The 12,413-nt window shown below is 70.3% G+C and carries 13 protein-coding genes; 9 read left to right on the plus strand and 4 right to left on the minus strand.

Annotation, left to right across the window (positions count from 1 at the left end):
• Positions 1 to 227 precede the first annotated feature (227 nt).
• From QE374_RS12780 to rplA, 4 genes are all read left to right on the plus strand, one after another.
• Entirely contained in the window at positions 228 to 947 is a 720-nt protein-coding gene (locus QE374_RS12780) for a cohesin domain-containing protein (protein WP_309735426.1), read from the plus strand.
• Positions 948 to 1,000: 53 nt separating this feature from the next.
• Entirely contained in the window at positions 1,001 to 2,854 is a 1,854-nt protein-coding gene (locus QE374_RS12785; RefSeq protein ID WP_309735428.1) for an amidase family protein, read from the plus strand.
• A 199-nt stretch (positions 2,855 to 3,053) separates the two neighbouring features.
• The gene (gene rplK, locus QE374_RS12790; RefSeq protein WP_137417828.1) at positions 3,054 to 3,485 is read left to right on the plus strand and encodes a 50S ribosomal protein L11; all 432 of its coding nucleotides are present in this window, start codon (positions 3,054 to 3,056) and stop codon (positions 3,483 to 3,485) included.
• Positions 3,486 to 3,499: 14 nt separating this feature from the next.
• Positions 3,500 to 4,192, plus strand: a complete 693-nt coding sequence (gene rplA, locus QE374_RS12795) for a 50S ribosomal protein L1 (RefSeq protein ID WP_137417827.1) — start codon at positions 3,500 to 3,502, stop codon at positions 4,190 to 4,192.
• A gap of 52 nt (positions 4,193 to 4,244) precedes the next feature.
• Here the strand turns inward: rplA and QE374_RS12800 are convergent, their stop codons facing one another.
• Together QE374_RS12800 and QE374_RS12805 are read right to left on the minus strand one after the other, a co-directional pair.
• Positions 4,245 to 4,520 (minus strand): acylphosphatase, encoded by a 276-nt coding sequence (locus tag QE374_RS12800; protein WP_309735435.1) that lies wholly within the window; start codon positions 4,518 to 4,520, stop codon positions 4,245 to 4,247.
• 89 nt (positions 4,521 to 4,609) lie between these two features.
• The gene (locus tag QE374_RS12805; RefSeq protein WP_309735437.1) at positions 4,610 to 5,329 is read right to left on the minus strand and encodes a LysE/ArgO family amino acid transporter; all 720 of its coding nucleotides are present in this window, start codon (positions 5,327 to 5,329) and stop codon (positions 4,610 to 4,612) included.
• 68 nt (positions 5,330 to 5,397) lie between these two features.
• Here QE374_RS12805 and QE374_RS12810 point away from each other — a divergent pair, with 68 nt between their 5' ends.
• Entirely contained in the window at positions 5,398 to 6,291 is an 894-nt protein-coding gene (locus QE374_RS12810) for a LysR family transcriptional regulator ArgP (RefSeq protein ID WP_309735438.1), read from the plus strand.
• On the opposite strand, the gene QE374_RS12815 is transcribed toward QE374_RS12810, so the two are convergent.
• Complete coding sequence (locus QE374_RS12815; protein WP_309735440.1) at positions 6,278 to 7,306, minus strand: NADP-dependent oxidoreductase; 1,029 nt, start codon at positions 7,304 to 7,306, stop codon at positions 6,278 to 6,280. The two genes, QE374_RS12810 and QE374_RS12815, sit on opposite strands and share 14 nt — an antisense overlap.
• A 110-nt stretch (positions 7,307 to 7,416) precedes the next feature.
• On the minus strand, positions 7,417 to 8,064 hold the full coding sequence (locus tag QE374_RS12820; RefSeq protein ID WP_309735442.1) for a TetR/AcrR family transcriptional regulator: 648 nt from the start codon (positions 8,062 to 8,064) through the stop codon (positions 7,417 to 7,419).
• Between the two features lie 127 nt (positions 8,065 to 8,191).
• On the opposite strand from QE374_RS12820, the gene QE374_RS12825 reads away from it, so the two are divergent.
• The 4 genes from QE374_RS12825 to QE374_RS12840 are packed head-to-tail and all read left to right on the plus strand — an operon-like array spanning position 8,192 to position 12,226.
• Entirely contained in the window at positions 8,192 to 8,983 is a 792-nt protein-coding gene (locus QE374_RS12825) for a sugar phosphate isomerase/epimerase (protein WP_309735444.1), read from the plus strand.
• The gene (locus tag QE374_RS12830; protein WP_309735445.1) at positions 8,980 to 10,095 is read left to right on the plus strand and encodes a Gfo/Idh/MocA family oxidoreductase; all 1,116 of its coding nucleotides are present in this window, start codon (positions 8,980 to 8,982) and stop codon (positions 10,093 to 10,095) included. The genes QE374_RS12825 and QE374_RS12830 overlap by 4 nt, the downstream gene beginning before the upstream one ends.
• A complete protein-coding gene (locus tag QE374_RS12835; protein WP_309735448.1) occupies positions 10,092 to 11,219 on the plus strand; it encodes a Gfo/Idh/MocA family oxidoreductase in 1,128 nt (375 codons plus the stop codon). Before QE374_RS12830 ends, QE374_RS12835 begins: the two co-directional genes overlap by 4 nt.
• Positions 11,216 to 12,226 carry a sugar phosphate isomerase/epimerase gene (locus QE374_RS12840; RefSeq protein WP_309735450.1) on the plus strand — a complete coding sequence of 337 codons (1,011 nt, stop codon included), beginning with the start codon at positions 11,216 to 11,218 and terminating at the stop codon, positions 12,224 to 12,226. The genes QE374_RS12835 and QE374_RS12840 overlap by 4 nt, the downstream gene beginning before the upstream one ends.
• Positions 12,227 to 12,413 lie beyond the last annotated feature (187 nt).

The following is a 12,413-nucleotide window of genomic DNA, read 5'->3' on the forward strand; positions in this document are numbered from 1 at the left end:
TCGAACGCCCCGCCCGGCTCAGCCAGGCGGGGCGTTCGTCGTTCGACCATGGCGCATGCCGGCATGGCGCCCCTTGGGATGAACCGATCGGTACATCTTTTACCTGGCGGAAACACCCGCGCGCCCGAGCGGGAAATCCGCGCCTGTGACGCTGCAGGAGCACCAGACGTCCTCCGCGACAGCGCACCCGAGCGCGTCGCGGGCCCTCAGGAAGGATCCGCTCCCGCATGCCCAGATTCATCCCGCGCCGCCTTGCGGCGGCCACAGCCGCTGCGGCGGCGCTGCTCGGTGCGACGCTGGTCGTCGCGCCCGCCGCCCACGCCGCCCCCGCCGTGACGGACGTCACGATCACCGCCACCGGCGCCGCCGAGGTCGGAGACACGATCACCGTCACGATCGCCGCAGCGAACGTCGAGGATCTCTATGCCTACGACCTCGCGCTCGGCTACGACTCCGAGCTGGTCGCGTTCGACGAGGGCGGTGCCACCTTCCCGGGCGGCGGATTCAGCGACGCGACGGCGGACGCCGACCGCGGTCTCGCCTACCTGACGCACACCCGGCTCGGTACCTCGCCCGGGCTCGTCGGGGCGCAGCCCCTCGTCACCTTGACCTTCACGGCTCTCGCCGCAGGCGACGCGGTGATCGAGCTCGTGTCGGCCGACCTCGTCGGTGCGGCGCGCGACACCGCCTCGCTCGACGTCTCGGCGATCGAACCCGCCACCTCCGCCATCACCGCGGTCGTTGCCCCGCCGTCGCCGTCGCCGTCGCCGAGCGCGCCGTCGCCGAGCACCTCGACGCCTGCGGCCGTGCCGGCCGCGGCTTCGAGCGGACCGCTCGCCGCCACCGGCGTCGATGCCGCGCCGTGGCTCGTCGTCGGTGCGGCCGCTCTCGCCGTCGTCGCCTTCGGCGTCGTGCTGCTCGTGCGCCGCCGGGCGGTGACCCGATGAGTCCTCGCGCCGCCGTCGTTCCCGCAACCTTCGCGTCCTCCAGGAGAGCGTCCATGTCCACCCGCACCACACGCACGATCGCCGCCGCGGCGGTACTGGGCACCGTCACCGCCGTCATGGCCGTGGCGCCCGCCTTCGCCGAGCCGGAGCCCACCGCATCCGCCGCGATGCTCGCTCCGTACTACACCGAGCTCGATCTCACCGGTGACCGTCAGGTCGACGCCGACGACCTCGCCGTCGCTGCGCGCCATCTCGGGATCACGGCCGCTGACGCCGGGTGGTCGGAGATCGCCGTGATCGATACCGACGCGGACGGTGCGATCACGATCGCGGATCTCGCCGCCCTGTCGCAGCGCATGATCTACGACGACGGCCCGTTCGAGCTGGTCGAGGCCTCCACCGTCGACATGCAGGCGGCGATGAACGCCGGCGTGATCACCTCGGTGGAGCTCACCCAGGCCTACCTGAACCGCATCGAGGCCTACGACGACAAGGTGGTCACGTACCCGGTCGACCCCGCTGCCCCCTCCGGGGCGACGGCGACGACCGCCCGCCCCCTCAACTCGATCATCACCACGAGCAGCACCGCCCTCGCTGCGGCCGCCGCCGCCGACGCGGAGCGCGCCGCGCACGGCATGACCAGCATGCTGCTGGGCGTGCCCGTCGCGGTCAAGGACAACTACAACACGAAGGACATGGTCACGACCGGCGGCTGCGGTTGCTGGAACGACAACCAGACCGCCGGCGACGCCCACATGGTCGAAGGGCTCCGTGCCGATGGGGCGGTCATCATCGCCAAGGCGAGCCTCGACGAGTTCGCCTACGGGTTCAGCTCGCAGTTCTCCGCCTTCCAGCCGGCCGGCTCCTCGTTGTACGTCGCGAGCCCGTACGACACGACCAAGACGGCGGGTGGCTCGTCGGGCGGGACGGGAGCCGCCATCGCGGCGAACCTCGCCGGCATCGGTTTCGGCACCGACACGGGCGGCTCGATCCGCGTGCCTTCCTCCTACAACCAGCTCGTCGGCATCCGGCCCACGGTGGGCCTCGCGAGCCGCGACGGCATCATTCCCCTCGCCCTCTCGCAGGACACCGGCGGTCCGATCGCGCGCAGCGTGACGGATGCGGCGCTGGCCCTCGATGCCGTCGTCGGCGTGGATGAGAACGACGCCATCACCCAGCGCCAGGTCGGCAAGGTTCCGGAGTCGTACGCGTCCTTCCTCGACTCGGGCGCTCTCAAGGGCGCGCGGATCGGCGTGATCGGCTCGCTCAGCGGCACGGGGGAGACCGCGGCGCGCTTCGCGGCGGCTCGCGACCTGCTGACCGCGCAGGGAGCGACCGTCGTCACGATCACCCCGCCCGCCGAGTTCAGCGCCGTCACGGGCGAGAACTCGGGCTCGACCAACGAGTTCAAGCACGACCTCGACGAGTACATCGCGTCGTACCTGAACCCGAACGTCACCGCCCGCAGTCTGCAGGCGATCATCGACAGCGGGAACTTCGTGCCCGGCTACCGCAGCATCTACGTGTCCCGCAACGCCGTCACCCCCGAGACGTACGAGGCATGGGCCGGCGCCGAGGGATCGCACACGCGTCAGATCGCCGCGGGCAAGGCGCTCGTCACGCAGATGATGGACGATGCCGACCTCGACGCGATCATCTACCCGAGCACGAGCGCCTACGGCACGTTCAGCAGCAGCTACATGCGGCTGAGCCCCAACACCGGGCTCCCCGCGGTGACCGTGCCGATGAGCGCATCGGGCACGGCTGAAGGCGGGCAGACGGTCGGGACGAACATCGAGTTCCTCGGACGTGACTTCTCCGAGGGCACGCTGATCGGTCTGGCGTACAGCTACGAGCAGGTCACGCACGCTCGCACATCGCCGCGCATCTTCGGCGCGCTGCAGTAGTCCGTCCTGCGCGACCGCCCCGCCGGAACCTCCGGCGGGGCGGTCGTCTTCCCGCGCCCGTCCGTGATCCGGCGCGCCCGGCGATGCGGTAGAGTGTTGTGGTTTGCGTGCCGCTCCGGCGCGCTGCGACAACCGCTTCCCTCGACGGGATGCGGGAGAGCCGATGCATCCGGCATCCGCTCGATGAAAGGAAAAAAGAATGGCACCGAAGAAGAAGGTGACCGGCCTGATCAAGCTTCAGATCAACGCCGGTGCAGCCAACCCGGCGCCGCCGATCGGCCCCGCGCTCGGTCAGCATGGCGTCAACATCATGGAGTTCTGCAAGGCGTACAACGCCGCGACCGAGTCGCAGCGCGGCAACGTCATCCCCGTGGAGATCACCGTCTACGAGGACCGCAGCTTCACCTTCATCCTGAAGACCCCGCCCGCCGCGGAGCTCATCAAGAAGGCCGCCGGCGTCGCCAAGGGGTCGAAGACCCCCCACACCGTCAAGGTCGCGAAGCTCACCAAGGACCAGGTGCGCCAGATCGCCGAGACGAAGATGCCCGACCTGAACGCGAACGACATCGAGGCTGCCTCGCTGATCATCGCCGGCACCGCCCGCTCCATGGGCATCACGGTCGAGGACTGAGGGAGATAACGAACATGGCTACCAAGTCCAAGGCATTCCGCGCGGCCGCCGAGAAGATCGAGGCTGACAAGTTCTACACCCCGACCGAGGCCGTGACCCTCGCGAAGGAGACCGGGTCGAAGAAGTTCGACTCCACCGTCGAGGTCGCCCTCAAGCTGTCGGTCGACCCCCGCAAGGCGGACCAGATGGTGCGCGGCACCGTCATCCTCCCGCACGGCACGGGCAAGACCGCCCGCGTCATCGTCTTCGCGACGGGCCCGGCCGCTGAGGCCGCTCTCGCTGCGGGCGCGGACGAGGTCGGCGGCGCAGAGCTGATCGAGAAGGTCGCGGGCGGCTACACGTCGTTCGACGCCGCCGTCTCGACCCCCGAGCTGATGGGTCAGGTCGGTCGTCTCGGTAAGGTCCTCGGTCCCCGCGGCCTCATGCCGAACCCGAAGACCGGCACGGTCACCCCGAACCCGGCCAAGGCCGTCGAGGAGATCAAGGGCGGCAAGATCGAGTTCCGCGTCGACAAGCACGCCAACGTGCACTTCGTCGTGGGCAAGGCGTCGTTCTCGGCCGACCAGCTCGACGAGAACCTGAAGGCCGCTCTCGAGGAGATCGTCCGTCTGAAGCCGTCCAGCTCCAAGGGCCGTTACATCCAGAAGGGTGCGGTGTCGACCACGTTCGGCCCCGGCATCCCGCTGGATGTCAACGCTCTGGTCTGAGACACGTCTCACAGGAAGGGCCCCGTCTTCGGACGGGGCCCTTCCTGCATGCTCAGGCGTCTTCTCGGATGTCGAAGCTGAGTGGTCCGGTGGGCGTGGTCTCCGAGACCTCCACGCGCTCGACATGCGCTGCGGTCGGTCCTTTGCGAAGCCAGTCGATCATCCGGTCCACGCGCCCTTCCTCGCCGTGGAGCTCGGCCTCGACCGTGCCGTCCCGACGGTTTCGCACCCAGCCGGCGACGCCGAGGCGAGCGGCGGCGTCGTGGGCGGCGTAACGGAAGCCGACGCCCTGCACGGCGCCGCTGACGATCACTCGGACATGACGCATGTGCACATTGTGCCGTGCACGCACCGACGGCGCTCTGGGCTGTCGCGAACGACGAGCGGGTGGGAGGATGCGTCGGGCGTGCGTCCGCATCAGCCTCCCAGGACGAGGCTGAGCGCGATGAGGGCCATGACGACGGCGATGATCGCGTCGAGGATGCGCCATGCCGCCCGGGAGTCGAACAACCGCCCGAGAAGCCGGGCGCCGTACGCGAGCGAGAAGAACCAGGCCAGGCTCGCCGTCATCGCGCCGGCCGCGAACCACCACCTCGTGTCGCCGTGCGTGCTCGCCACGGATCCGAGCAGGAAGACCGTGTCGAGGTACACGTGCGGATTGAGCCAGGTCAGCGCCAGGCACGTCAGCAGCGCCGCGGTGCGCGAGGTGCGCGCCGGGACGGATGCGGTCGCCGCGGGCGGGGCGGCGCGCGACGTCTGCACGGTGGCACCGCCTTCCCTCGCCTCATCTGCCCCATCCGGCATCGTGGTCACCACCTCTCGTGCAGACGTCGCGTCGGCGGAGGGCAGGCCGCCGCCTTGCCATGCCCTGCGCGCCGCGAGCAGGGCGTACGCGAGCAGGAACGCCGCCCCCGCCCATCGCGCGACCTGCACCGCCCACGGGGCGGCCTCGAGTACGAGCCCGAGGCCCGACACGCCGACGGCGATGAGCGCCGCATCCGAGGCGGCGCAGACGAGCGCGACCGTGAGAACGTGCTCCCGGCGGATGCCCTGGCGCAGGACGAACAGGTTCTGCGCGCCGATGGCGACGATGAGCGAGAGGCCGAGGCTGAGGCCCGCGGCGAGCGAGGGGAACACGCTCCGACGCTATGGTCGGTCGGGCATGAGCACCAGTTCGGATTCCTTCATCGTCATAAGCTGTGCTCATGATCGATCTCCCGGCTGACCTCGCGGCGACGCTCGCGGCGGTGGTCGACACCGGCACGATGGATGCGGCGGCTCGCCGATTGCACATCACCCCCTCGGCGGTCAGCCAGCGCATCCGTGCGCTCGAGGAGCGGCTGGGCCGTGTGCTGCTCGTGCGGTCGAAGCCCGCCCGCGCGACCGCCGACGGTGAACGTGTCGTGCGTCTGGCTCGGCAGTACGCGCTGCTCTCGCACGATGTGATGCGGGAGCTCGGAGAGCCGGGCGAAGGGGAGGGGCGGTCGGCGGTCAGTCTGTCGCTCGCCGTCAATGCGGATTCGTTGTCGACCTGGTTCGTCGCCGCCCTGTCACAGGTCGCCGCGGTGCACGACGTGGTGTTCGATCTCCATCGGGACGACCAGGACTTCACCGCCGAGCTGCTGGCGTCGGGGCGCGTGGTCGCCGCCGTCACGTCACGGTCCGACCCCGTGGCCGGATGCCGGGTACGACCTCTCGGGGCGATGCGCTACCGGGCCGTGGCGACACCGGCGCGCGCGCGGGAGATCGAGCGTCTGGGGGCGGAGCGCGCACCGGTCGTCGATTACGACCGCCGCGACGAACTGCAGACCAGGTGGTTGCGCGAGCGGGGTGTCGATCCCGCGGCGCCGCCCCGCAGCTTCGTGCCCGGCTCGCACGCCTTCGCCGATGCGGTGCGCGGGGGTCTCGGATGGGGGATGCTGCCAGATCTCCAGACCGGGACGGACCTCGCCGACGGCGCGCTCGTGCTGCTTCCCGGGTCGCCCGTCGACGTCCCGCTGTACTGGCAGCAGTGGAACCTGACGTCGTCGCTGCTGGATGCGGTCGCGGACGCGGTGGCGGAGACCGCGACGAGGGCGCTGAGGATCACGCCTCGGTGATGCGCAGCACCGACTTTCCCCGTGTGCGGCCGCGCTCCAGCGCGCGGTGCGCTTCCGCCGCATCCGCGAGCTCGTACACCGTGTCGATGTAGACCTGGATCGATCCGGTGTCGAGCAGCCGCGCGAGCGTCGCGAGAACGTCCCCGTCGGGGATGACCTTGTAGCCGGTGGCGCGCACCCCGGCCTGCGCCGCAGCCTCAGCGAAACCGGGCCAGCCGCCGCTGGGCACCATGATGTACAGGCCGCCGGGGCGGATGACGCCGAGCGAGCGCGTTCCGACCTCGTCCTCGGTGTTGGCGACGAGGTCGATCACGACGTCCATGTCCGCCACGACGTCCTCGAACCGCGTTGTGGCGTAGTCGATGACCACGGACGCGCCGAGTTCCCGAAGCCACGCGGCGTTGCGTGCGGAGGAGGTGACCGTCACGTGCGCGCCGAAGTACGCGGCGAGCTGCACCGCGAAGTGGCCCACGCCGCCGCTCCCGGCGTGGATCAGCACGCGCTGGCCCTCGTGGGCGTGCGCGGTCTCCACGACGACGCCCCAGGCGGTGAGGGCGGCGAGGGGGATCCCGGCGGCTTCGACATGCGAGAGCGATGCGGGCTTGCGGGCGAGCGACTGCGACGGCACGACGACGTACTCGGCGTAGGTCCCCCCGGTGCGTGGGAAGGGGACCATCCCGAAGACCTCCGTGCCCGCGGGCAACGGGTGCGCTTCGAACGGTGAGGCGACCACCACGCCGCTGAAGTCGAAACCCAGCGCCGCGGGGTAGGTCGCGATGGCTCCGCTCACTCCCTGGCCTGCCCGCGTCTTCGCGTCGATGGGATTCACTCCGGCGGCGACCACGCGTACGAGCAGCTCCCCGAGCACCGGCTGGGGAACCGGCAGCTCGGTCTCATGGAGGAGCTCCGGTGCTCCGGTCGAGTCGATGACGGCGGCGCGCATCCGGGTCGGGACGTCCTCGGCCCGCATCGGCGCGGGGGAGGGGGCGTCATGTCTCAGCGGTCGGGGGATCATCGGCCGCTCCTTTCGCTGCGAAGGCATCGGCCATGCGATGCGGTGACTGCCCTCAGTCAATCGCGGCTATGTCTCGTGGGCGTTACCCCGGTGTCACCGTGCGGAGAACCTCACACCTCCGCTGCCGGCCTGGGCGGCACATCCGGAAGCTCGACGCGGATGATCTCGGCCAGGCGCTCGCGCAGGCGGCCGGGCATGTCGACGGCCGTCGGCGAGAGCAGCCACTGGATCTGCAGGCCGTCCATGATGGCGATGATCTCCTCCGCCAGGCGGAGTCCGTCAACGGAAGGGTCTCGGAGCAGGCCGCGGGAGCGAAGGTCCTCGAAGGCCATCGTGAGGTGGTGGCGTGAGTTCTCGTACCGACGCACGAAGTGCGCGTGGGCGGGGTGGGCCGGGTCGGTCGCTTCCGCGGAGAGCACGGCATACAAGCTCACGATCCCCGGGGTCGTGGCATTGGCGCCGGTGAGCGCGACGAGCCGGGCGAAGTGGTCGAGTCCATCGCGGCCCGGGCCTGGCGCACCCTCGAAGAAGCGCAGCGAATGACGCCGATCCCGCTCATCGAGGACGGCCTCGAGGAGCGACTCCTTCGTCGGGAAGTGGTGGAAGAGTCCGGCTCGGGAGACGCCGCAATCGGCGGCGATCTGGCTCATGCTCGCCTGCCGGTAACCGACGGTGCCGAATGCGGCGAAGGCCGCGGAGACGACCTGATCGCGGCGGCGTCGACCGCTGGCGTAGCCGCGCGGAGAGGGTTCGGGCATGGGGATGACCTTATAGGGACTGGACGAAACCAAAAACCGGCACTACTGTCGGTTTTCGTCAATTCCATCGCGTGGCATCGCCGCCCGTGCGCCTGCGCATCGTCGCGTCAGAGAAACGAGGACCCCCATGACCGAAGCCGCACTATCCGTTCAGCTGTACTCCCTGCGCGAGGCGCTGTCCGTCGATCGGGAGGAGACGCTGGCGCACCTCGCCCGGCTCGGGGTGCGCCGGGTGGAGGCCTACGACATCGTGGGAGGGGGTGCGGCCCTGGCGGAGTCCCTCGCGCGTCACGGCCTACGCAGCCCGAGCGTTCACGCTTCGCTGGTGGGTGCGGGAGAGGACGGTGCTGCGACGCTGGGCGAGGTGTTCGATGCGGCTGTCCGCCTCGGCGCACACACGGTCTTCGAGCCGATGGTGTGGGGCGAGCACTGGCGCGACGAGGATGCGGTGCGTCGTACGGCCGATCGGCTGAACCACGCGGCGGCGGTCGCCGCATCCCGAGGGCTGCGCGTCGGGTACCACAACCACTCGCAGGAGTTCCATCACACGATCGGCAGCCGGAGCGCCTACGAGTTCTTCGTCTCGCTGCTGCGGGAGGATGTCGTCCTCGAACTCGACGCCTACTGGGCGGCTGTCGGGCGGCAGGACGTGCCCGCGCTGGTCACCCGCCTCGGGCGGCGGGTGCGAGCCTTGCACGTCAAGGACGGCAGCACGGCGTTCGATCCCTTCCTCCCGGACGCACCTCAGGGCGCCCTGGATCAGGTGCCGGCGGGACAGGGTGAGGTACCGCTCGCGGCGACGCTGGCGGCGGCGAGCGCGCTCGAGCTCGCGGTGCTCGAGTTCGACGAGTACGACGGCGATCTCTTCGAGGCGCTCGCGGCGGGCATCGCCTTCCTGGCAGAGGCGGGCATCCGATGACCGGCACGGGGCCCGTGGCTGTCGGCGTCATCGGCGCCGGCATGATCAGCGACACCTATCTCGAGAACCTCGGCTCGTTCCCCGACCTCCGCGTGACAGCGATCGGCGACCTCGACACGGCTCGCGCGGCGGCGCAGGCGGCCCGCCACGGGGTGCCGCACGCCGGTGCGCCCGAGGACGTGCTCGCCCACCCCGACATCGAGATCGTCGTCAACCTCACCATCCCGGCCGCGCACGCCGCGGTCAGCGCGGCGGCCATCGCCGCCGGCAAGCACGTCTGGTCGGAGAAGCCCCTCGGTATCGACCGGGAGAGTGCGCTCGCCCTGCTGGCCGCCGCTGATGCCGAAGGCCTACGCGTGGGCGTCGCCCCGGACACGATCCTCGGCCCGGGGCTGCAGACCGCGCGGCGCGCCGTGCTGCGCGGCGACATCGGCGTCCCCCTGTCGGCGCACACGGCCATGCAGTACATCGGCCCCGACACCTTCCATCCCAACCCGGAGTTCCTCTTCGCCCGCGGCGCCGGACCCCTCTTCGACATGGGCCCGTATTACGTCTCGGCTCTCGTGAGCGTCTTCGGCGCGGTCGATCGGGTGATGGCGCTCGGAACCCGTTCCCGCACCACTCGCGAGATCCGAGTGGGGAACCGGGTGGGGGAGAGCTTCCCCGTCGAGGTGCCGACACACGTCCAGGCGCTGACCCGCTTCGAGAGCGGCGCGGCCGCCGACAGCGTCTTCAGCTTCGACGCCGCGCTCGCCCGCAGCGGAGTCATCGAGATCAACGGCACGGAAGGTGCGCTCATCGTGCCCGATCCCAATACCTTCGGAGGCGAGGTACGCGTGGGGCGCGTGCACGGTGGCGCAGACCCGGTCTGGGAGACGGTCGCGCCCGTCGGCGTCGAGGCGGGTCGAGGGCTGGGCGTGCTCGACATGGCGCGGGCGATCCGCTCGGATGTCGCACATATCGCCACGGGCCGGCTGGGCTATCACGTGCTCGACACCCTGGTGGCGATCGACGAATCCGTGCAGACGCGGGCGGCTGTGGCCGTTGCGAGCACCGTCGACGCCCTGCCCCTCGTGCCCGAGGACCGTGACCCGCGGCAAACGACGCTGTGACCGGGTTCGCTCCGGTGCGCGCCGGGTTCCTGGGCGGCGGCTTCATGGCGGCGGTGCACTCCCGTGCGGCGCGCGCCGCCGGTGCGCGGCTGGTCGCCCTCGCCAGTTCGTCGCCCGGGCGCGCAGCGCAGGCCGCGGATCGCCTCGGGATCGGACGTCCGGCCAGGGATGCAGCAGAGCTCATCGCTGCGCACGACATCGACGTGGTGCATGTGTGCACCCCCAACCGCGACCACGCGGAGCAGACGCTGGCCGCGCTCGCCGCGGGCAAGCACGTGATCTGCGAAAAACCCCTCGCCACCTCGGTGGACGACGCGCGCGCGGTCGTCGTCGCGGCCGAGGAGGCCGGCGTCGCGGGGGCCGTGCCGTTCGTGTACCGGTACCACCCCGTGGTGCGCCAGGCGCGTGAGCTCGTCGCCACGGGGACCGTCGGGCGCATCCTCACGATCGACGGCGCGTATCTGCAGGACTGGTTGCTGGATGCGGGCGACACCGACTGGCGGGCGGATGCGGTCGCCGGCGGGGCGTCGCGTGCGTTCGCCGACATCGGCTCCCACCTCTGCGATCTGCTCGAGTTCGTTACCGGCCGACGGATCGTCGCTCTCTCGGCGCGCACCTCGACGGTGTTCGACACGCGCGCGGGTGCGCCGGTCGAGAACGAGGACATCGCCGCGGTGGTGGTCGAACTCGAGGGCGGGGCGCTGGGGACGCTGCTGGTCAGCCAGCTCGCCCCCGGTCGCAAGAACGGGCTCGTTCTCGAGCTGCACGGCTCGTCCCGCAGCCTCCGCTTCGCCCAGGAGCGGTCGGAGGAGCTGTGGATCGGCTCCCGCGAGGGATCGCAGCTCGTGCTGCGAGATCCGGATGCGCCGGGCGACCGCGGGCTCTCGCTCGTGCCGGCGGGTCACCCGATGGGGTACCAGGACGCCTTCAACGCCTTCGTCGCCGACGCGTACGCGGTGCTCGAGGGCGCGAGCCCGGACGGTCTGCCCACCTTCGCCGACGGTCTTCGGGCCGCCGAGATCACCGAGGCCGTGCTCACGTCCGCCCGCGAGCGTCGCTGGATCGACGTCGCCCCCGTCCCCGCATCGACCGGCATCCCCCTCGCATCGAAGGAGTCCCCATGACCGGCATGCATCCCGTCACCTTGTTCACGGGTCAGTGGGCGGATCTGTCGTTCGAGGAGGTCGCGCGCCTCGCCGCATCCTGGGGCTACGACGGGCTCGAGATCGCGGCGTCGGGTGATCATCTGGATCTGCGTCGTGCGGATGAGGATGATGCGTATGTCGCGTCGCGGCGGGAGATCCTCGACAGGCACGGTCTTCAGGTCTTCGCGATCTCGAACCACCTGGCCGGTCAGGCGGTGTGCGATGCGCCGATCGATTTCCGGCATGAGGCGATCTTGCGCGAGTACGTGTGGGGTGATGGTGATGCGGAGGGGGTGCGTCGGCGGGCGGCGGAGGATATGGCGCGGGCGGCGCGGGTGGCGCGCAAGCTCGGTGTGGACACGGTGGTGGGTTTCACGGGGTCGTCGATCTGGCCGTATGTGGCGATGTTCCCTCCGGTTCCCGCGTCCGTGATCGAGGCGGGTTTCGAGGATTTCGCGGCGCGGTGGAATCCGATCCTGGACGTGTTCGACGCGGAGGGGGTGCGTTTCGCGCACGAGGTGCATCCGGGGGAGATCGCGTACGACTACTGGAGTTCCGTGCGGGCGCTGGAGGCGATCGATCACCGCGGGGCGTTCGGGTTCAACTGGGATCCGTCGCACATGATGTGGCAGAACATCGATCCGGTCGGGTTCATCTGGGACTTCCAGGACCGGATCTATCACGTGGACTGCAAGGACACCAGGATGCGGCCGCGTAACGGGCGTGCGGGGGTGTTGGGTTCGCACCTGCCGTGGGGGGATCCTCGCCGGGGGTGGGACTTCGTGTCCACCGGTCACGGTGACGTTCCCTGGGAGGACTCCTTCCGCGCGCTCGAGGCCATCGGCTACACCGGGCCGATCTCGATCGAATGGGAAGACGCCGGCATGGACCGCCTCCACGGCGCCGCCCAAGCGGTCCAGTTCGTCCGGAGCCTGCTCTGGCCCACACCCACCGCCTCCTTCGACGACGCCTTCCGCAACCAGTAGTCCCGAAGAAGTCCGGCTGGGGTCTTGACTTCGGCCGGGCTACTTCATAACCTCGTGCTCATACGTAGAAGCATCCATTCGAGAGAGCTGAATCGGCTGCTCATACGAATGAACACAAGGTGGCCTCCGGAGCACAACAGCGTGCTTCCCGCATCAGAGCATCGCGGCTCGCCGCCACGGTGACACC

This window comes from Microbacterium sp. SORGH_AS_0428 (assembly GCF_031453615.1).
In the GTDB taxonomy this organism is placed as follows: Bacteria; Actinomycetota; Actinomycetes; order Actinomycetales; family Microbacteriaceae; genus Microbacterium.

Excerpts from the sequence above, each read along its gene's own strand:
- QE374_RS12785 (WP_309735428.1), top strand. The coding sequence starts at position 1,001 with ATGTCCACCCGCACCACACGCACGATCGCCGCCGCGGCGGTACTGGGC.
- rplA (WP_137417827.1), top strand. The coding sequence starts at position 3,500 with ATGGCTACCAAGTCCAAGGCATTCCGCGCGGCCGCCGAGAAGATCGAG.
- QE374_RS12825 (WP_309735444.1), top strand. The coding sequence starts at position 8,192 with ATGACCGAAGCCGCACTATCCGTTCAGCTGTACTCCCTGCGCGAGGCG.
- QE374_RS12780 (WP_309735426.1), top strand. The coding sequence starts at position 228 with ATGCCCAGATTCATCCCGCGCCGCCTTGCGGCGGCCACAGCCGCTGCG.
- QE374_RS12800 (WP_309735435.1), bottom strand. The coding sequence starts at position 4,520 with ATGCGTCATGTCCGAGTGATCGTCAGCGGCGCCGTGCAGGGCGTCGGC.
- QE374_RS12840 (WP_309735450.1), top strand. The coding sequence starts at position 11,216 with ATGACCGGCATGCATCCCGTCACCTTGTTCACGGGTCAGTGGGCGGAT.
- QE374_RS12810 (WP_309735438.1), top strand. The coding sequence starts at position 5,398 with ATGATCGATCTCCCGGCTGACCTCGCGGCGACGCTCGCGGCGGTGGTC.
- rplK (WP_137417828.1), top strand. The coding sequence starts at position 3,054 with ATGGCACCGAAGAAGAAGGTGACCGGCCTGATCAAGCTTCAGATCAAC.
- QE374_RS12815 (WP_309735440.1), bottom strand. The coding sequence starts at position 7,306 with ATGATCCCCCGACCGCTGAGACATGACGCCCCCTCCCCCGCGCCGATG.
- QE374_RS12820 (WP_309735442.1), bottom strand. The coding sequence starts at position 8,064 with ATGCCCGAACCCTCTCCGCGCGGCTACGCCAGCGGTCGACGCCGCCGC.
- QE374_RS12830 (WP_309735445.1), top strand. The coding sequence starts at position 8,980 with ATGACCGGCACGGGGCCCGTGGCTGTCGGCGTCATCGGCGCCGGCATG.